Source organism: Ornithinimicrobium humiphilum (assembly GCF_006716885.1).
Classification (GTDB): Bacteria; Actinomycetota; Actinomycetes; order Actinomycetales; family Dermatophilaceae; genus Ornithinicoccus; species Ornithinicoccus humiphilus.
The window spans coordinates 1,595,215-1,614,269 of sequence record NZ_VFPU01000001.1; the positions used below are offsets into that span (position 1 = coordinate 1,595,215).

At 75.1% G+C, this 19,055-nt stretch carries 14 protein-coding genes; 11 read left to right on the forward strand and 3 right to left on the reverse strand.

The genetic code is table 11. From position 1 onward, the window contains the following. The 5 genes from FB476_RS07300 (at position 1) to FB476_RS07320 (ending at position 4,714) form a co-directional block, all read left to right on the forward strand. Positions 1 to 603, forward strand: a complete 603-nt coding sequence (locus FB476_RS07300) for an acyltransferase (protein WP_141818190.1) — start codon at positions 1 to 3, stop codon at positions 601 to 603. Further along, positions 600 to 1,727, forward strand: coding sequence for a DegT/DnrJ/EryC1/StrS family aminotransferase (locus FB476_RS07305; protein WP_141818191.1), 1,128 nt, complete (start codon positions 600 to 602; stop codon positions 1,725 to 1,727). Before FB476_RS07300 ends, FB476_RS07305 begins: the two co-directional genes overlap by 4 nt. Before the next feature lie 104 nt (positions 1,728 to 1,831). Then, complete coding sequence (locus FB476_RS07310) at positions 1,832 to 2,803, forward strand: Gfo/Idh/MocA family protein (RefSeq protein WP_141820014.1); 972 nt, start codon at positions 1,832 to 1,834, stop codon at positions 2,801 to 2,803. Then, positions 2,800 to 4,041: a glycosyltransferase gene (locus tag FB476_RS07315; RefSeq protein ID WP_141818192.1), complete on the forward strand. Its 1,242-nt coding sequence runs from the start codon at positions 2,800 to 2,802 to the stop codon at positions 4,039 to 4,041. The genes FB476_RS07310 and FB476_RS07315 overlap by 4 nt, the downstream gene beginning before the upstream one ends. Positions 4,042 to 4,087: 46 nt before the next feature. Continuing rightward, positions 4,088 to 4,714: a DnaJ family domain-containing protein gene (locus FB476_RS07320; RefSeq protein WP_141818193.1), complete on the forward strand. Its 627-nt coding sequence runs from the start codon at positions 4,088 to 4,090 to the stop codon at positions 4,712 to 4,714. Between the two features lie 18 nt (positions 4,715 to 4,732). Here FB476_RS07320 and FB476_RS07325 read toward each other — a convergent pair whose 3' ends face one another. Continuing rightward, positions 4,733 to 5,959, reverse strand: coding sequence for a glycosyltransferase family 4 protein (locus FB476_RS07325; protein ID WP_141818194.1), 1,227 nt, complete (start codon positions 5,957 to 5,959; stop codon positions 4,733 to 4,735). 40 nt (positions 5,960 to 5,999) lie between these two features. On the opposite strand from FB476_RS07325, the gene FB476_RS07330 reads away from it, so the two are divergent. The 3 genes from FB476_RS07330 to FB476_RS07340 are packed head-to-tail and all read left to right on the forward strand — an operon-like array spanning position 6,000 to position 11,298. Continuing rightward, positions 6,000 to 7,775: an ABC transporter ATP-binding protein gene (locus FB476_RS07330; RefSeq protein ID WP_141818195.1), complete on the forward strand. Its 1,776-nt coding sequence runs from the start codon at positions 6,000 to 6,002 to the stop codon at positions 7,773 to 7,775. Next, on the forward strand, positions 7,772 to 10,156 hold the full coding sequence (locus FB476_RS16935; RefSeq protein WP_238329601.1) for a glycosyltransferase: 2,385 nt from the start codon (positions 7,772 to 7,774) through the stop codon (positions 10,154 to 10,156). The genes FB476_RS07330 and FB476_RS16935 overlap by 4 nt, the downstream gene beginning before the upstream one ends. Then, positions 10,153 to 11,298: a glycosyltransferase family protein gene (locus FB476_RS07340; RefSeq protein ID WP_238329602.1), complete on the forward strand. Its 1,146-nt coding sequence runs from the start codon at positions 10,153 to 10,155 to the stop codon at positions 11,296 to 11,298. Before FB476_RS16935 ends, FB476_RS07340 begins: the two co-directional genes overlap by 4 nt. Positions 11,299 to 11,304: 6 nt before the next feature. Here the strand turns inward: FB476_RS07340 and wecB are convergent, their stop codons facing one another. Continuing rightward, positions 11,305 to 12,360, reverse strand: coding sequence for a non-hydrolyzing UDP-N-acetylglucosamine 2-epimerase (gene wecB, locus FB476_RS07345; RefSeq protein ID WP_141818196.1), 1,056 nt, complete (start codon positions 12,358 to 12,360; stop codon positions 11,305 to 11,307). A 44-nt stretch (positions 12,361 to 12,404) separates the two neighbouring features. Between wecB and FB476_RS07350 the strand changes: the two genes are divergently transcribed. Beyond that, positions 12,405 to 14,741, forward strand: a complete 2,337-nt coding sequence (locus FB476_RS07350; protein WP_141818197.1) for a glycosyltransferase — start codon at positions 12,405 to 12,407, stop codon at positions 14,739 to 14,741. A 7-nt stretch (positions 14,742 to 14,748) separates the two neighbouring features. Here FB476_RS07350 and FB476_RS07355 read toward each other — a convergent pair whose 3' ends face one another. After that, positions 14,749 to 15,669: an alpha/beta hydrolase gene (locus FB476_RS07355; RefSeq protein ID WP_141818198.1), complete on the reverse strand. Its 921-nt coding sequence runs from the start codon at positions 15,667 to 15,669 to the stop codon at positions 14,749 to 14,751. Positions 15,670 to 15,752: 83 nt separating this feature from the next. Between FB476_RS07355 and FB476_RS07360 the strand changes: the two genes are divergently transcribed. Further along, positions 15,753 to 17,078 carry a nucleotide sugar dehydrogenase gene (locus FB476_RS07360; RefSeq protein WP_141818199.1) on the forward strand — a complete coding sequence of 442 codons (1,326 nt, stop codon included), beginning with the start codon at positions 15,753 to 15,755 and terminating at the stop codon, positions 17,076 to 17,078. Next, positions 17,075 to 19,051, forward strand: coding sequence for a DUF6541 family protein (locus tag FB476_RS07365; RefSeq protein ID WP_141818200.1), 1,977 nt, complete (start codon positions 17,075 to 17,077; stop codon positions 19,049 to 19,051). The genes FB476_RS07360 and FB476_RS07365 overlap by 4 nt, the downstream gene beginning before the upstream one ends. Positions 19,052 to 19,055: the final 4 nt, after the last annotated feature.

Sequence of the window (19,055 nt, forward strand, 5' to 3'; positions counted from 1 at the left end):
GTGACGACTCGCATCGTGGACAGCGCCGACGTGTCGCCGGAGGCGACCGTGGGTGAGGACAGCTCGATCTGGCACCTCGCGCAGGTGCGCGAGGGCGCCGTGCTCGGGCGGGGGTGCGTCATCGGGCGCGGCGCCTACGTCGGCACCGGCGTCCGGATGGGCGACCACTGCAAGGTCCAGAACTACGCGCTGGTCTACGAGCCGGCCGAGCTGGCCGACGGCGTCTTCATCGGCCCCGCGGCCGTGCTGACCAACGACACCTTCCCGCGGGCGATCAATCCCGACGGCTCGCTCAAGGACGCCTCCGACTGGGAGGCGGTCGGCGTGACGATCGGCCAGGGGGCCTCGATCGGCGCCCGCGCGGTCTGCGTCGCGCCGGTGCGCATCGGCGCCTGGGCGACCGTGGCGGCCGGTGCGGTCGTCACCCGTGACGTGCCCGCGCACGCGCTCATGGTGGGCGTCCCCGCCCGCCAGGTCGGGTGGGTCGGGCGCGCCGGTCACCCGCTGGAGCAGACCACCACGCCCGGGCAGTGGCGCTGCCCCACGACCGGGACCCTGTACCGGGAGCTCGACGGCTCCCTCACCGAGGAGAACGACGCATGACCGCGACCGAGGACCTGCCCATGATCCCTGCTGCGAGGCCGATCATCGGGGATGAGGAGCGGGCGGCGGTGGACCGGGTGATGCGCTCGGGGATGGTGGCGCAGGGGCCGGAGGTCGCGGCCTTCGAGTCGGAGTTCGCGCAGGTGCTGGTGGGTGGCCGTGAGTGCGTGGCGGTCAACTCGGGCACCTCGGGGCTGCACCTGGGTCTGCTGGCCGCGGGCATCGGCGCGGGGGACGAGGTCATCGTGCCGTCGTTCACGTTCGCCGCGACCGCCAACGCGGTGGCGCTGACGGGTGCGACGCCGGTGTTCGCCGACATCAGCCCGGACACCTTCAACCTGGACCCGGGGTCGGTCCGGGCCGCGATCACGGAGCGGACCGCGGCGGTGATGCCGGTGCACCTCTACGGTCACCCGGCGGACATGGACGGGCTGGGCGCGGTCGCCTCCGAGCACGGGCTGGCGCTCTTCGAGGACGCCGCGCAGGCGCACGGTGCGAGCTACCACGGGTCGCCGGTGGGGTCCTTCGGGGTGTTCGCGATGTTCAGCCTCTACCCGACGAAGAACATGACTTCCGGCGAGGGCGGCATGGTCGCCTGCGCCGACGAGGACATCGCCCGGGGGGTGCGGCTGCTGCGCAACCAGGGTATGGAGCGTCAGTACGCCAACGAGGTCATCGGGCTCAACAACCGGATGACCGACATCCACGCCGCGATCGGGCGGGTGCAGCTGACGAAGGTGTGGGGCTGGACCGAGACTCGCCGCGCCAACGCCGCGTGGCTGGACGAGGCGCTGGGTGACGTGGTGGTGGTGCCGCCGGTGCGCGAGGGCTGCACGCACGTCTACCACCAGTACACGATCCGCATCGAGGGTGCGTCGGCGGCGGAGCGGGACCGGGTGGTCACCGCGCTGCGCGAGGAGCACAAGGTCGGGTGCGGGGTCTACTACCCCACGCCCAACCACGAGCTGGTCTCCCTCGCGCGCTTCGCGCCGGCGCACGAGCTGCCCGAGACCGCCCGCGCGGCGGCCGAGGTCATCAGCCTGCCGGTGCACCCCTCGCTGTCGCAGGGCGACCTCGAGCGCGTCGCCGCCGCGGTCCACGCCGTCGTCGGGGCCGGAGCGTGAGCGCGGACGAGCCCGGCGTCGGCTCGGAGGCGGTCGCGGCCGCCTCGGGCGTGCCGGTCGGCGAGACCCCCACGGCCGTCCTCGAGGAGGGCCGCACGATCCGGATGGGCCTCATCGGGCTGGGCTCGATGGGTCGTCACCACGCGCGGGTGATCCGCGAGGTGGAGGGTATGGAGCTCGTCGCCGTCGCGGACCCCTCCGGTGACCGGCACGGGGTCGCGGGCGAGCTCGAGGTGCTCCCGGACGTGCACGCCCTGATCGCCGCGGGCATCGACGCGGCGATGGTGGCGGTGCCGACCTACCTGCACGAGGAGGTCGCGCTGGCCTTGTGCGAGGCCGGGGTGCACACGATGGTCGAGAAGCCGATCGCGGCGACCGCGACCGAGGGCCGGCGCGTCGCCCAGGCGTTCGCCAAGGCCGGTCTGGTCGGTGCGGTGGGCTACGTCGAGCGGTGCAACCCGGCGCTGCTGGAGATGCGGCGGCGGATGCGGGCCGGTGAGCTGGGGGAGGTCTACCAGATCACGACCTCGCGGCAGGGCCCGTTCCCGGGCCGGATCGCCGACGTGGGCGTGGTCAAGGACCTCGCCACCCACGACATCGACCTCACCGCGTGGCTGGCCGACTCGCCGTATGAGCGGGTGGCCGGGCAGGTCGCGCACCGCTCGGGGCGCGAGCACGAGGACATGGTCGTGGCGACCGGACGTCTGCGCAACGGCGTGATCGTCGCGCACACGGTCAACTGGCTCTCGCCGATGAAGGTGCGCCAGACCGTCGTGACCGGCGAGCGGGGCGCGTTCGTGGCCAACACGCTCACCGGCGACCTGACCTTCGTCGCCAACGGCGACGTCACGTCCGAGTGGGACCTGGACCGCCAGTTCCGCGGGGTGTCCGAGGGTGACTCGATCCGCTACGCGATCTCCCGCCGCGAGCCGCTGCGGGTGGAGCAGGAGAACTTCCGCGACGCCCTGTGGGGCCGGCCCTCGGAGGTCGTCTCGATGGCCGAGGGCGTGCACACCCTCACCGTCGTCGAGGCCGTCCTCGCCTCCGCCTCCACCGGCGAGACCGTCAGCCTGTGACCGGGGGCGCAGCGGCCGGGTCCGACCGCCGTCGCCGCCCGGCGGTCCTGCTGGCCTCGCGCATCTGGGCGCCGGAGTCGGCGGCCGCGACCTTCCGCCTCGGCGCGCTGGTCCACGCCCTGGCGGACCACGCGAGGGTGCGGGTGCTCACGGCCACCCCGCCGCCGCGGCTGCGGGCCGCGGCGCAGGAGGCGGAGCCCGGCGTGGAGGTCTCCCGCTGGCCGGTGCTGCGCGACGCCACGGGCTACGTGCGCGGCTACCTGCCCTACCTCTCCTACGACCTTCCCCTGGCGCTGCGGATGCTCGTCACGCCCCGGCCCGACGTCGTCGTGGTCGAGCCGCCGCCGACGACGGGCGCCGTGACACGGGTCGCCCTCGGCGTGCGCGGGCTGGCCGGTCGGCTGCGCGGCCGCCGGCCGGTGCCCTACGTCTACTACGCCGCCGACGTGTGGTCCGACGCCACCGCCTCGATGGGGGCGCCGGCACCGGTCGTGACGCTGATGCGCCTGGTGGAGACCTTCGCCCTGCGCGGCGCGCGCGACGTGGTCGCGGTCTCGGACGGCGTCGCCGACCGGGTGCGCGCCCTCGCCGGCGCCGACGCCCCCGTCACCGTCGTCCCCAACGGCATCGACACCACGGTCTTCACCCCGGAGGGCGACCGTCCCGAGGACGCGCCGAGCACGCCATACCTCGTGTATGCCGGGACCGCCTCGGAGTGGCAGGGCGCCGAGATCTTCGCCGAGGCCATGCGCACGGTCGTCCGGGAGGTCCCGGACGCCCGGCTGGTCTTCCTCGGCCAGGGCTCGTCCTGGCCCGCCCTGGAGCGGGTCCGCGCCGAGCTGCCGCCCGGGGCACTCGAGCTGCGACCGCTCGCCCCGGCGCGCGAGGCGGCCGCGTGGCAGCGGGCGGCCGCCGCCGCGCTGGTGTCCGTGCGGCCCGGCGTCGGCTACGACTTCGCCTATCCCACCAAGGTCATCGCCGCCCTGGCCTGCGGCACCCCGGTCGTCTTCGCCGGACCGGGTCCTGCCGCGGTCGACGTGCGGGAGCACGACCTGGGCGAGGCGGTCGGCTACGACGTCGACGAGGTGGCTGCCGCGATGGTGCGGGCGCTGCGCGCCGGTCGGGACGAGGCCGCCGCGGCACGCCGGGTCGCCTGGGTGCGCGAGCACCGGAGCCTGGCCGCGACGGGCCGGGAGGCGGCGCGGGTCGTGCTGCGGGGGCTGGCGGATCTCACCTGACTCTCCTCCGCCCGGCACGTAGGGTGGTGCGTGGGAGGAGACCGGTATGACCGAGCAGCAGAAGCCCGACGGCCGCCCCACGTGGGGACGGCCCGGCGAACGCCCCGGTGCTCCGCGCGCCGACGACCAGCTCGCCGACCAGGGTGTCCGCCGACGCCCGCCCCCGGCCCGCACCGCCAACGCGGTCGCGACCTGGGTGGACCAGCAGATCCAGCAGGCCGAGCGTCAGGGAGCCTTCGAGGACCTTCCCGGGAAGGGCCGTCCGCTGGAGGACGTCGACGTCCGCACCGACCCCGACTGGTGGGTGCGCGGCCTCATCGAGCGTGAGAAGCTCGACCTCTCCGAGGCCCTGCCCGGCGTGCTCCGGCTGCGCCGCGAGAAGGCCGCCTTCCCCGGCTCCCTGCTCGACCTGCCCGACGAGGACGCCGTCCGCGAGCACCTCGAGGACTTCAACGAGCGGGTGCTCGCCGACCGGCGCCGCCCCCACGTCGGGCCGCTCCCGCCGCCCGTGGTGGGGCGGGTCGACGTCGAGGACATGGTGGCGCGCTGGCGCGAGGAGCGAGCGCGGCGGGCCGCGGAGCCGCAGCCGGCACCCGTGCCGCCCCAGGAGGCGGGCGAGCGCGAGGACGCCGGCCGGCCACGACGTCCGTGGTGGCGCCGCCTGACCGGCTGACCGACCGGGGCCGGACCGTCAGCCCGGCGCCGGTGCGCCCAGCCAGGGCGCCAGCACCGCCGCGGCGCGCCGCCCGTCGTGGTGCTCGCGCGCCCACGCAGGCCCCTGGGAGGCGAGCTCCCGAGCCGCTGCGCGGTCGGCCAGCGCCGACTCCAGCACCTCGCGCAGCGAGGACGCGTCGGCCTCGAGCACGGGCAGCCCCGGCCACCGATCCCGGACCTGCTCCGACAGGTGGGCCACCACCAGCCGGCCGGCCGCCAGCGACTCCGCGACGAGGACGCCGGGGTTGCCCAGCACGACCTGGTCGACCACGACGTCGGCCTCGGCAACGAAGGCGGCCATCTGCTCGTGGGGCACCCCGCTCAGCCGGCGGTAGTCGACCAGCCCGGCGGACTCCATACCGCTGAGGACCTCCTCGACCGCCTCGGTGCCCTTGAGGCGCGGGTTCGAGGGAGCGTGCAGGACCACCGGCCGTTCTCGCTCCAGCGGCACCACCCCGGCCAGTCGCGCCGCCTCGGCGTAGCGGTCCACGTCGACGACGAGCGGCAGCCAGGTGGCGTCGGGCACGAAGTCCAGCAGGTCGGGCGTCGAGACGAGCACCGGGCCGCCCGCCTCCTCGCGCCAGCGCCTCAGGTCGGCGCGGTTGCGCTCGACGATCGACTGCAGGGTGCGCAGGTAGTCGTCCCACCCGCGCTCGGGGACCCGGAAGGGGCTGTGCGGAGAGCGCTCGGCGTGCTGGCGCAGGTCGCGGATCTCGCTGCCGTGGAAGAGGACGGCGGGGGAGACGCCCGCGCGACGCAGGTCGGGCAGGTCCTCGAGCATCGAGCCCGCGTGGAAGTCGGCGAGCACCCGGCGGCCCGACTCGTGCAGCACGTGCGTGCTCTCGCGCAGCACCCGCTCGCCGTGGAGCTCGCGCACCCGCCCGCGCTGGGCGAGCACCGAGAGGCGGTGGTCGGCGGGGAAGTCGAAGTGCGCCTGCGACAGCGAGCGCTGCGCCCAGAGGTTCTGCGCGGCGGTCGAGGGCAGGTGGCGCTCCGCGGCGCGGACCCACTGCCAGGCCTGGCCAGCGGTGTTCCACGGCCCGACGTAGAGCCGCCGGTCGCCGGGCGGCATGGGGGCCAGCGCGCGCAGCTCGGCGTCGGCCCGGCGGCGCACCGGGAGCGTCGCCAGCCCGCGCACGGGAGAGGGCAGGATCGCGACCGCGCGCCAGGCCAGCCTGCGCACGTTGGTTCCCGGTCCGCCCACGTCAGCAGCCTACGATGGTCGCCATGACGAGGCGGCGACGGTGACCAGGCTGTGGCGCGCGCTGCGTCAGCTGTTGCCCCTGCTGCCGCCCTCCACGCGCTGGTTCCTCGTCGGCTATGCCGTGCTCTCGAGCGTGCTCGCTGCCGTCGACATCCTGGCCCTGTCGCTGCTGGCCCTCACGCTCGGGCCGATGGTGCAGGACCGGCCGGTCGACCTGCCGCTGATCGGCGAGGTCGGTCCGGACCGCTACGTCTGGCTGCTCGGCGGCATCACGCTGCTCGTCGTCCTCAAGGGCCTGGCGGCCCTGGTGCTCCAGTGGGCCGTCTCCCGCCGGCTGGGGGCCTACGACCTCGTCATCGGCGACCGGCTCTTTGGCGCCTACATCCGCGCCCCCTGGACCGAACGGCTCAAGCGCAACACCGCCCAGCTCGTCCGCCTGGCCGACGTCGGCATCGCCAACACCACGACCGGCCTGCTGCTGCCGGCCGCGTCGATCCCGGCCGAGCTGGCCACCTTCGCCGCGGTCCTGGTCGTGCTGCTCGTGGCCCAGCCGCTGACGGCGTTGATGACCTTCGCCTACCTGGGCGGCCTCGCCGTCCTCATGTATGTCGTGATCAGCCCGCGCGCGGTCGTCGCCGGTCGCGTGGGGCGCGACTACTCCTTCAAGGTCGCCGGCCTGATGACCGAGATGATGGGTGCCCTCAAGGAGGTGACGCTGCGCGGCAAGGCGCAGGAGGTCGCCGAAGAGGTCCACGGCCACCGCGTCCACGCCGTCCGCGCCCGCACCAACCTGATGTTCCTCAACGCCGTGCCCAAGTTCGTCACCGACACCGGCCTGGTGCTCGGCTTCGCGATCGTCGGCGGCGTGGCCTTCCTGCTCGGCGGGGCCGACCAGGCCTTCGAGGCGATCGCGCTCTTCGCCGTCGCCGGGATGCGCATGATCCCCAGCGTCAACCGGTTCCAGTCCGTCATGACCCAGACCTCCTCGACCCTGCCGCACGCGGAGGCCGTCATCGCCGACATCCACGCCGCCCGCCGCTACGTCGAGGACGCCGAGCAGCTGGGGCAGGAGCCCCTGCCGGAGCGTCCGCAGCGGCTCACCCTGACCGGTGTCGGCTTCACCTATCCCGGCTCCACGGAGCCCGCGCTGCACGACGTCGACCTCGACGTGCCGCTCGGCTCCTCGGTCGCCCTCGTCGGGGCCTCCGGCGCCGGCAAGTCGACGCTCGTCGACGTGCTCCTCGGCCTGCTCGTCCCGCAGCAGGGCGAGATCAGGGTCGACGACCACCCGCTCGCGGACGTCCTCGCCGCGTGGCGCTCCCGGGTCGGCTACGTGCCGCAGGAGGTCAACCTCTTCGACGGCACGATCGCCCAGAACGTCGCGCTCACCTGGGGCCAGGACTACGACGAGCAGGCGGTCGAGCGTGCCCTCGAGCGGGCCCAGCTGCTCGACGTCGTGCGCGAGCGCGGCGGCCTGCACACCCGGGTGGCCGAGCGCGGCCTGGCCCTCTCCGGCGGGCAGCGGCAGCGCCTCGGCATCGCCCGGGCCCTCTACGCCGACCCGCTCGTGCTCGTCCTCGACGAGGCGACCTCGGCCCTCGACACCGCGACCGAGGACGCCGTCGCCCGGGCCATCCGCGAGCTGCACGGCGAGGTCACCGTCATCGCCGTGGCCCACCGGCTCTCGACGGTGCGGCACGCCGACCAGGTCTGCTTCATGACCGACGGCACCATCGCCGCCCGCGGCACCTTCGAGGAGGTCGTGGCGGCCCATCCCGAATTCGCCACCCAGGCCCGGCTCTCGGGGCTCGCATGAGCACGACCCCGGCCCTGCCCGCGGTGGACGTGGACGTGGTCGTCGCCGTGCACGACCTCGCCCGGCGCGTCGACCGCACCGTCCTCTCGGCCCTGCGCGGCGCCGACCTGGCGGGCGTGCTGCCCAGCGGCCACCGCGTCCGCGTCACCGTCGCCTGCCACGAGCTCGACCCGGTGCCGGTGCGTCAGCGGGTCGAGCGCGCGCTGGAGGCCGAGGGCGAGGACGACCTCGCCGCCCACGTCCGCTACCTCGAGGTCCGCGACGGCCTCCGGTCGCCCGCCGGCCCGTTCAACGCGGGGATCGCGGCGGCCGACGGCCGCTACGTCTGCATGATCGGCTCCGACGACCACCTCGCCGAGGGTGCCCTCGGCGCCTGGGCGAGCCTGGCCGACGAGCTGGGCTCGGCCTGGCTGATGGCCCGGCTCGAGACGGACACCGGCGAGCAGGTGCCGACCCCGCGCACCCGACCCGGCCGCAGCCGCGAGCTCGACCTCGTGCTCGACCGCCTGGCCTACCGCACCGCCCCGCTGGGGCTGCTGCGCCGCGCGGTGCTGGAGGACCTCGGCCTGCTGCCCGAGCCGCTGACCCCCGGCCTGCCCACCGGCGAGGACGTCGAGCTCTCGCTGCGGCTCGCCTCGTCGGGGGAGCGGATCGACTACGCCGTGGAGCTGCCCCCCTACGTCATCGGCACGGGCGCTGCCACGGGCGACCCGCGCGAGGGCACCGAGATCGCGGTCGAGCGCACCACCCACGTGGCCCGCCCGGTCGCCGACGAGCTGGCCGCGCACGCGCGCCTCGTCGACCTGCGCTGGGTGCGGGCGCTGCCCGAGCCCGCGCGCCGGGCGATCGTCGTCAAGACCCTCCGCATCCACGTCCTCGGCGCCGTCCGCCGCCGGCCGTCACCGCTCGACTGGGGGCCGGGGGAGGCGGCCTGGGTCCGCTCGCTCACCCGCGAGCTGCTCGCCATGGCGCCCGACGCCGAGCGGGCGCTCCACCGCGCCGACCGCCGGCTCCTCGCGGCCGTCCTCACCGCCACCGACACCGATCAGCTCGCCCGGGCCTCGGCCGAGCGGGCCAGGGCCTCCCGCTGGGACATCCTGCTCGCCCCCGACGTCCTGGCCAACCTCGACCGGGAGTCCACCGTGCGCCAGCACCTGGCCGAGGCGGCGGGGCGCGGACGACGCGCCCTGGCGGCACGGCATACCCCCTCGGTCGCACCGACGCACCGCGGCCCCCACCACCGTCCCCGCGTGCTCGTGCTGTCCTTCAGCCCCATCGCCTCCGACGCGCGCGTCCTCAAGCAGGTGCGGCACCTGGGGGCGGAGTTCGACGTCGTCACCTGCGGCTACGGCCCGCCGCCGCCCGGGGTGACCGCCCACGTGCGGGTGCCCGACGAGGCGCGCAACGAGCTCGACGGGCGGCTCATCACGCTGCACGCCTACCGCGCCGCCTACGAGAAGCTGGCGGGCGTGCGCTGGGTCCGCCAGCACGTGGCCGCCGGTGCGGCCGACGTCGTCGTCGCCAACGACCTCGACACCGTGCCGCTCGCGCTGGCGCTGCGGCCGCGGCGGGGCGTCCACGCCGACCTGCACGAGTACTTCCCGCGGCTGCACGAGGAGCACGAGGCCTGGATGCGGCGGATCTCGCCCTACCAGTCCTGGCTCTGCCGGTCCTCCCTGCCGCGCTGCGCCGCCGTGACCACGGTCAGCCGGCGGATCGCCCAGGAGTACACCGAGCAGTTCGGGGTCGACGTGGGCGTGGTGACCAACGCCAGCCCCTGGACCGACCTGTCGCCGACGCCCGTCGGCGACCCGATCCGGCTGGTCCACTCGGGCGCCTGCCTGCGCAACCGCGACCTGCACGTCCTGGTCGACGCCGTGGCGGCCGCCGCGTCCGGGGAGCACCCGGCCCCGGTCACCCTCGACCTCTATCTGACCCCCAACGACCCGGGCTACCTCGAGGAGCTGCGGTCCCGGGCGGCCGCGACCGGCGGGATCGTCACCGTCCACGACCCGGTGCCCTACGCCGAGCTGCTCACCACGCTCAACGCTCACGACGTCGGCGTCCACGTGCTGCCGCCGGTGTCCTTCAACAACGCCAACGCCCTGCCCAACAAGGTCTTCGACTACGTCCAGGCGCGCCTCGGTCTGCTCGTCGGCCCCAGCCCGGAGATGGCGATGCTCGTGCACCGCCATTCCCTCGGCGTCGTCGCGACCGCCTTCGACGGCGGGGCCGTGGCCGACGCCGTGCGGCGCCTCGACGCCGACTCGGTGGCCGCCTTCAAGCAGGCCTCGCACGCCGCGGCCCGCGAGCTGTCGGACACCGAGCAGTCGCGCGCCTGGGTCGAGTCCGTGCGCCGCATCAGCCAGGAGGGCCTGTGAGGACCGACCCCCGACCCCGTCTGCTGATCATGTCCTTCAGCCCGCTGCGTGCCGACGCGCGGGTGCTGCGTCAGGTCCAGCTCTTCCGCGAGCGCTATGCCGTCACCACGCTCGGCTACGGGCCCGCGCCGGACGGGGTGGTCGAGCACCTCCGCCTGCCCGACGACGTCGTCAACTGGCACAAGGACCGACGGCTCCTCGCGACGCGCCGGTTCGAGGCGGCCTACCGCACGGCGCCGGTCGTCGTGGCCGCGCAGGCGCTGCTGGAGGGCCGGGCGCGGGGCTTCGACGTGGTGCTGGCCGACGACATCGACACCGTCCCGCTGGCTCTCGACCTGCACCCGCCGGCCGGCGTCCACGCCGACCTGCACGAGTACCACCCCCGCCAGAACGAGGAGTCGCGCCGCTGGCGGCTGTTCGTGGCGCCCTACTACCGCTGGCTGGTCCGCACCTACGGCACCCGCGCCGACTCGGTGACCACCGTGGGGGAGGGCATCGCCCGCGAGTACCGCCTGCGCTTCGGCCTGCGCGCCGGCGTCGTCGTCAACGCGCCGCACTTCGTCGACCTCGAGCCGACCCCGGTGGCCACCCCGCTGCGCCTGGTCCACTCCGGCAACGCCCAGCGGCACCGGCTCGACGTCATCCTCGCCGCGATGGACCTCGTCACCGCCCCGATGACCCTCGACCTCTACCTGATGTCCAACGACCCGGGCTACCTCGAGGAGCTGCGCACCCGCCACGCCGGCTCCGACCGGGTGCGCATCCACCCTCCGGTCGCCCCGCACGAGCTGCCCGCCACGCTCAACGCCCACGACGTCGGCGTCTACGTGCTGCCGCCGGTGTCCTTCAACCACCTGTGGGCACTGCCCAACAAGGTCTTCGACTTCGTCCAGGGCCGGCTCGCGCTCGTCGTGGGTCCCAGCCCGGAGATGGCCGCGCTGGTCCGCCGGCACGGCCTGGGCGTCGTCACAGACGACTTCACGCCGGAGTCGCTGGCGAAGGCCCTGGACGCGCTGACGGCGGAGGACGTCGCCGGCTACAAGCAGGCCGCCCACCGTGCGGCGCGCGAGCTGTCGGCCGAGGAGCAGGTGCGCGGCTGGGAGCGCGCGATCGACACGCTCGCGGCACGCCTCAACGGCTGAGCGCCGTCAGGCGCCCAGCGCCTCGAGCACCTTCGCGGCCGCGTAACCGTCGCCGTAGGGCGCGGCGTCGGTCGGCCCGGGCGCGGGCCGGGAGGCGGCGTCGCGCACGGCCGGCCCGGGCTCGACGAGGACGTTCCAGCCGAGCTCGACGGTCTCGACCCACTCGGTCTCGGTGCGCACGGTCGTGCACGGGGTGCGCAGCGCGAAGGCCTCCTTCTGCAGGCCGCCGGAGTCGGTGATGACGCCCCGGGCCGCGCCGACCGCACCGACGAGGGCGGGATAGGCCAGCGGGTCGCGGGTGGTCAGCGAGCCGCCGTCCAGGTCGAGCCCGTGCTCGCCGGCCCGGGCCCGCAGCCGCGGGTGCGCGAGGAGCACGACCGGGTGGTCGACCTCCTGCAGCGCCCGCACGATCGCGCCGAGCCGCTCGGGGTCGTCGGTGTTCTCGGCCCGGTGGATGGTCGCGACGGAGTAGCCGCCGGCCTCGACACCGAGCTCGGCCAGGACGGCGTCGGTGTCGGCGAGCTCGTCGCGGACCCGGTGCAGCACGTCGATCATCACGTCGCCCACGAGCACGGCCCGCTCGCCCAGCCCCTCGGCGCGCAGGTGATCGACGGCGACCTCGGTGGGGGCGAGGAGCAGGTCGGCGGCGTGGTCGGTGAGCACGCGGTTGTGCTCCTCGGGCATCCGCCGGTTGAACGACCGCAGCCCGGCCTCGAGGTGCGCGACCGGCACGTGCAGCTTTACCGCCGACAGCGCACCGGCGAGCGTGGAGTTGGTGTCGCCGTAAACCAGCACCCAGTCGGGACGCTGCTCCAGGAGCACGGGGTCCATGGCGCCGAGGATCGACCCGGTCTGCGCGCCGTGGCCGCCGGAGCCGACGCCGAGGTGGACGTCGGGGTCGGGGATGCCGAGGTCGGTGAAGAAGACGTCGGAGAGCATAGGGTCGTAGTGCTGGCCGGTGTGCACGATGACGTGCTCCACCCCGCGCCGCGCGCACTCGGCCGCCACCGGGGCGAGCTTGACGAACTGCGGACGGGCACCGACGACGCTGAGGATCCTCACGAGTCCCAAGGGTAGGCGGAGTGCACGCGGGATACGTTGGGAACATGCGCGTGCTCGTGGTGACGACCTGGTACCCCACCCCGTCGTCGCCCGGCACCGGCGTCTTCGTCGCCCGCGACGCCGCGGCGCTCGCCACCCGCCACGACGTGCGCGTCCTCCACCTCGTGGCGCCGTCGCTCGCGGCGGCGGGCGAGTCCGGCAGCGCGTCGTCCACGGGATCCGTGCCCACGCAGGGGTATGCCGTGGGCCCGGCCGGGGACGGCGGCGCGCCTCCCGTCGAGCGGCTGGTCATGGACCCCCGCAGGCCCGACCACGTGCTGCGGGCAGCCCGGCGCGTGCGGGAGGCCGTGGCCGAGGCGGACGTGCTGCACACGATGGCCATCTCGACCCTCCTGCCGATGGCGACCTGGCGCCCCGACGTGCCCTGGGTCCACACCGAGCACTGGTCCGGGCTCGGCGCCCCCGAGACCCTCGGCCGGGGGATGCGGGCCGCCCGGCTGGCCGTCCGCCCGCTGCTGACGCGCCCCGATGTCGTCGCGGTCGTGGGGGAGGAGCTCGCCGCCTCCGTGCGCGAGCTGCGCGGCGGTCCGGTCGTGGTCGTGCCCAACATCGTCGAGGCGCCGGGGGAGCCGGCGCCCCGCCGAGACGCAGACGTCGACCTCGCCGATCGCGGGCCGCTGGAGCTCGTGGCCGTCGGCGGCCTCGTCGACCGCAAGGACCCGCTCCGCGCCGTCGACGCCATCGCCGAGCTGCGCCGTCGCGGGGTCGACGCCCGGCTCACCTGGGTCGGCACCGGCCCGCTGCACGACGCCGTCGAGGGCCGGGCCCGCAGCCTCGGGGTGCCGGCCCGGCTGACCGGTCCGCTGCCGCCCGCCGACGTCGCGGGCGTCCTCGCCGGTAGCGACCTCTTCCTGCTGCCGACCCGTGCCGAGACCTTCTGCGTGGCGGCGGCCGAGGCGCTGGCCGCCGGCCGTCCCGTCGTCGTGGGCGACTCCGGCGGCCCGCGGGCGTTCGTGCGGCCGCCCACCGGCAGGCTCGTCGCGCCGGGCGCCCCGCCCGCCGACTGGGCGGACGCCGTCGAGCAGGTCTGGACGGACGCCCGCACGCTCTCCGCCGAGGAGGTGGCGGCGGACGTGCGTGCCCGCTACGGCCCGGAGGCCTGGGTCGAGCGCGTGGACGAGGTCTACCGGGGCCTGGGCGCGGGCTCGCGGTCCGCTGCAGCCCGCGGTGTCGCCGCATCGCGGGGGTCCGCCGGCTCCGACGCGTCGACCGACGCCCGCCTCGTCGACGTCGTCATCGCCGTGCACGACCCACGGCGCCAGGTCGGGCGGGCCGTCCGCTCCGTGCTGGACGGCAGCGGCGACCTGCCGGTCCGCGTCACCGTCGTCTGCCACGACCTCCCGGCCGCCGAGATCGAGACGGCCCTGGGGGAGGCCCTGGTCGCCGACCCCCGCGTGCGGCTGCTCGAGCACACCGACGGGCTCCGCAGCCCGAGCGGTCCGTTCACCGCCGGCCTCGAGGCGTCCACCGCCCCCTGGGTGAGCATCCTGGGGAGCGACGACCGGCTGGCACCCGGCGCGATCGCCCACTGGCTCGACGTCGCACGGACCACGGGCGCCGAGGTGGTGCTGGCCAGGGTGGAGCTCGAGGGCAGCGTCGTGGCGACGCCGCCGACCCGTGTGCGCCCCGGCCGGAGCCCGGCCGGGGGCCTTCACCTGCGCCGGCGCGACCACCTCGACCTCGTCCGTGACCGCCTCAGCTATCGCTCGGCTCCGCTCGGGCTGCTCTCGCGCGCGGCGGTCGAGCGCACCGGTGCCCGGCTGCTGCCGGGGGCCCAGGTCGGCGAGGACGTCCCGTTCGTCACGCGCCTCTACGCCGGGGCGCGCGTGGCGCTGGCCACGGAGGCCCCTTATGTCGTCGGCACCGAGGCGCAGGACCGCACGACCTACGTGCCGCGCCCGATCCACGACCAGCTCGCGGCGGTCCGGGCCCTCGTCGACGACCCGTGGCTCGCCCGCCGGCCCGCCTCCGAGCGCCGGGCGGTCGCGGTCAAGCTGATCCGCATCCACGTCTTCGGAGCGGTGCTGACCCGCACCGACCCCGCCTGGTGGACGCCGCAGGAGCGCGCCGAGCTGGCGGTGATCACCCACGACCTGCTGGAGGCCGCCGGCCCGGCGGCCGGGGCGCTGAGCCGCGCCGACCACGACCTGCTCTCGGCCATCGCGGACGTCGACGTGCCGGCCGAGCGGATGGTCGAGCTGGCCCACGCCCGGCGTCGGCACGGCACGCCGCGCACCCTCGTGCCCCGGGACTGGCGCCGGCTGCTCGACCGGGAGGCTCCGCTCCGCTTCATCGCGTCCTCGCTGGCCGCGCGCCGCTGAGCGAGCGTTACAAGCGCTCCTCGAGCCAGGCCAGCACGCCGTCCTCGACCTCGTCACGGTTGATCTCGTTGAAGACCTCGTGGCGGGCGCCCGGCCACACCGTCGTCGTCACGTCGCGCACGCCGGCGCGGCGCAGCCGCTCCGAGACCTCCTCGACCGCCGGCGCCCCGCCCAGCGGGTCCGCCCCGCCCGAGACGAGGTGGACCGGCAGGTCGGAGGGAAAGGCCGCATAGGTCGACCCCGCGCTCACCCAGCGCAGCCCGGTGAGCAGGTCGCGGTAGAAGGCGGTCGTCGCCACCCCGCCGCACAGCTCGTCGGCGGCATAGCTGTCGACCTGCGCCTCGTCCCGCGAGAGCCAGTCGTAGCGCGTGCGGTTGGGACGGAACGGCCGGTTGCTGGGTCCGAGGGTGAGTGCCTCCAGCAGCGGGCTGCGTGCCCGGGGGCCCCGCAGCCGCACCTCCAGCTCGGCCAGCCGCACGCCGATCGCCCCGAGGACGCCGGGGTCGGGAGCCGTGCCGGACAGGACCAGCCCCGCCAGCCGGTCGCCGTAGCGGGCGGCGTAGGCGCGGGCCAGGAAGGAGCCCATCGAGTGGCCGAGCAGCACGACCGGCACGCCGGGATGCTCCTCCCGCAGGTGGTCGGTCAGCGCGACGAGGTCGTCGACCGCGTCGGCGAAGCCGTGCTCGTCGCCGAGGTGGCCCAGCTCGTCGGGGCCTCCGGCGGTCCTCCCGTGGCCCCGGTGGTCGGAGGCGTACACCGCATACCCCTGCCCGGCGAGCCGCTCGCCGAGGTGGGCGTAGCGGGCGGCGTGCTCGACCATCCCGTGCGCGATCTGCACGATCGCGCGCGGCGGACCGTCCGGCAGCCACCGGTGGACGTGGAGGACGGTGCCGTCGGGGACGGTGTGGGTCAGCGTCGAGCCCTGCATGGCGTCAGGATAGGCGGGCCCGGAGCCCCGACCAACGTATCCTGATCAGGCAGTTGCCCCCTCCAGGACGGACTCTCCCTGTCATGAAGATCGCGGTCGTCGCGCTCGGCAAGATCGGTCTCCCGCTCGCGGTGCAGTTCGCGGACGCCGACCCCTCCCACGAGGTGGTCGGGGTGGACGTGAACGCGCAGGTGGTCGAGGCGGTCAACGCCGGCCGCGAGCCGTTCCCGGGGGAGGCGCACCTGGGCGAGAAGCTCGCGCAGCTGGTCCCCGCGGGTCGGCTGCGGGCCACGACCGATTACGGCGACGCCATTCCCGGCGCCGACGCGGTCGTGCTCGTCGTGCCGCTCTTCGTCGACGAGACCACCGGCGCCCCCGACTTCGGGTGGATGGACGAGGCGACCCGGTCGCTGGCCGCGCACCTGACCCCCGGCACCCTCGTCTCCTACGAGACCACCCTTCCGGTCGGCACGACCCGCGGCCGGTGGAAGCCGATGATCGAGGAGATCTCCGGCCTGACGGAGGGCAGCGACGACGGTTTCCACCTGGTCTTCTCCCCGGAGCGGGTCCTCACCGGTCGGGTGTTCGCCGACCTGCGCCGCTACCCCAAGCTCGTCGGCGGCCTGACCGAGGCCGGCACCGCCCGGGCGGTCGACTTCTACGAGGCCGTCCTGGACTTCGACGACCGCGACGACCTGCCCCGTCCCAACGGGGTGTGGGACATGGGCTCGGCCGAGGCCGCGGAGATGGCCAAGCTGGCCGAGACGACCTACCGGGACGTCAACATCGGCCTGGCCAACCAGTTCGCCCGCTTTGCCGACACCGTCGGCATCGACGTCCACCGCGTCATCGAGGCGTGCAACTCCCAGCCCTACTCCCACATCCACCACCCCGGCATCGCCGTCGGCGGGCACTGCATCCCCGTCTACCCCCGCCTCTACCTCTCCACCGACCCCGACGCCACCGTGGTGCGGGCCGCGCGCGAGACCAACGCCGCGATGCCGGCCTACGCCGTGGCCCGGGCCGAGTCGGTCCTCGGGTCGCTGTCCGGGCTGCGCGTCCTCGTGCTCGGCGCGTCCTACCGCGGCCGGGTCAAGGAGACCGCCTTCTCCGGCATCTTCGGCACCGTCGACGCCCTGCGCGAGCGCGGCGCCCAGGTGCTGGTCCACGACCCCATGTACACGCCCGAGGAGCTCGCGGCCTACGGCTGGGAGCCCTACACCCTCGGCTCCGGCGACACCGTGGACGTCGCGATCGTCCAGGCCGACCATCCCGAGTACGCCACCCTGTCCGCGACCGACCTGCCCGGCCTGCGCCTGCTCCTCGACGGCCGCCGCGTCACCGACCCCGCCCGCTTCGCCGGCACCCCCCGGCTCACCGTCGGCGGGGGCGAGCCGGGCACCGCATGAGCTGGACCGCTGTCCTGCCCGCCACCGTCGGGCTCGCGCTGCTCTGGGTCCTTCCCGGGTATGCCGTGCTCCGGCTGCTCGGGGCCCGTGGGCTGCTGGCGCTGGGCGCCGGTGCCGCGGTGACGACCGGCGTCGCCGGCGTGCTCGGCATCGCCTACGGCCTGGTCGGGATCCCGTGGACCCTGCCCACCGTGCTGCTCGGCCTGCTGCTCGCCGTCGCGGTCGCGGCCGGGATCGGTCGGCTGCTGCGCACCACCACCGACCCGAGCGGCGTCACCGTGGCCGGCGCCCGCCCGCTGCGGCCCGTCGAGCGCGGCGGGCTGACGGCGACCTGGCTCGCGGGCGGCGGCGTGCTGGCGGCCGCGATGGCCACCGGCATGGGTCGGCCCGACCAGCCGCCGCAGGCCTGGGACGCGGTCTTCCACCTCAACGCCCTCTGGTTCGTGCGCGACACGGCCAACGGCAGCTCGCTCGGCGGGCTCGCCCCGATGTACGCCGACACCGTCGCCCCGTTCTACCCGGCCGTCTGGCACGCCCTCGTCGCCGTCGCTCCCGGCTTCGAGCGCGTCACCGAGGCCGCCAACGCCTCCTCGCTGGTCATCGGCTCGGTGATCTGGATCGCCGGGCTGGTCGCCCTGACCCGTCTCGTCTTCCCGGGCCGCTCGCTCCCGGTCGTCCTCGTCCCGGTGCTCGCCGCCACCTACGTCACCTTCCCGGCCGTCGCGGTCTCGATGCTCGCGGTCTGGCCCTTCGCCCTCTCGGTGGCCTGCCTGCCCGGCACCCTCGCCCTCGTCATCGCCACCACCCGCGGTGTGCTGTCCTGGCGGATGCACACCTCGCTGGCCCTCGGGCTGGCGCTGGCGGTGGGCGGCGTCGTGCTGGCGCACCCCTCCGGGCTCTTCTCGCTGCTGCTCCTGGGCCTGCCGCTGGTGACCGTGCTGCTCGCGCGGCAGCTGCTGCGGCGGGCGCGCCTCGGCTCTCCGCTGCTGGCGGCCCTGGCCTTCGCCGGCTGGCTGGCGGCGGTCGCCGGCCTGCTCGCCTTCCTGGTCACCTTCCCGCCGGTCCGCTCGATCATGGACTACCGGCGCGGCGGGCAGGACTCCTACCTGCCCGGCCTGGGGTCGCTGCTCGTCGACCACCCGCTGATCTACGTCTACAAGATCACCTCGGTCAACCTGGTCGTCACGATCCTCGTCCTGCTGGGCGTGGCGCTGACCGTGCGCCGCGTCCACGCCCGCTGGCTCGTCATCTCGCTGCTGGCGGCGGTGGTCGTCACGCTGCTGGCGGCCGGGCCGCCCGACAACCCGTGGCGGGTGCTGGCGGGCTTCTGGTACACCCAGGCCTCCCGCGTCAACCAGCTCGTCGTGGTGCCGTCGGTGGTGCTTGCGGCGGGCGCCGGCGCGTGGCTCGTGCGCCACGCCGCCTCCCGCCTCCGCGTGCCGGTCCCCGCCGTGGCCGCCGGGCTGCTCGTGGTCGTCGCTGTGCTCACCTCCGGGCTGCGCTGGACCAGCCAGACGCAGGTGATGGCCTCGACCTACACCACCTTCCCGATCGCCTGGGGCACGATCCTGGAGCCGGAGGAGATCGAGATGGTCGACCGGGCGGCCGAGACGCTGCCCGACGACGCCGTGGTGCTCGGGGAGCCGGTCGCCGGCTCGCCCTACCTGCTGCACCGGGCCGACGTGCAGGTCGTCTACCCCCAGCTCACCTCGATCGCGGACTCCCCGGAACGGATGCTCCTGCAGGAGCGCTTCCGTGACTGGCGCAGGGACCCCGAGGTCTGCGAGGCCGTGCGCGCGCTGGGCGTCACCCACGTCTACGTCGACAGCCTCACCTTCCACGACGACCTCAACGCCAAGTGGGAGGAGAGCACGCCGGGACTGCGCAACATCGAGCCCGAGGGCGACGGCTGGCGCCTGGTCGACGAGGGCGGGCACGCCTCCCTGTGGGAGTTCACCGGCTGCGACCGCTGAGGCG

Excerpts from the sequence above, each read along its gene's own strand:
- FB476_RS16935 (WP_238329601.1), top strand. The coding sequence starts at position 7,772 with ATGAGCACGACCCCGGCCCTGCCCGCGGTGGACGTGGACGTGGTCGTC.
- FB476_RS07305 (WP_141818191.1), top strand. The coding sequence starts at position 600 with ATGACCGCGACCGAGGACCTGCCCATGATCCCTGCTGCGAGGCCGATC.
- FB476_RS07320 (WP_141818193.1), top strand. The coding sequence starts at position 4,088 with ATGACCGAGCAGCAGAAGCCCGACGGCCGCCCCACGTGGGGACGGCCC.
- FB476_RS07310 (WP_141820014.1), top strand. The coding sequence starts at position 1,832 with ATGGGCCTCATCGGGCTGGGCTCGATGGGTCGTCACCACGCGCGGGTG.
- FB476_RS07350 (WP_141818197.1), top strand. The coding sequence starts at position 12,405 with ATGCGCGTGCTCGTGGTGACGACCTGGTACCCCACCCCGTCGTCGCCC.
- FB476_RS07360 (WP_141818199.1), top strand. The coding sequence starts at position 15,753 with ATGAAGATCGCGGTCGTCGCGCTCGGCAAGATCGGTCTCCCGCTCGCG.
- FB476_RS07355 (WP_141818198.1), bottom strand. The coding sequence starts at position 15,669 with ATGCAGGGCTCGACGCTGACCCACACCGTCCCCGACGGCACCGTCCTC.
- FB476_RS07365 (WP_141818200.1), top strand. The coding sequence starts at position 17,075 with ATGAGCTGGACCGCTGTCCTGCCCGCCACCGTCGGGCTCGCGCTGCTC.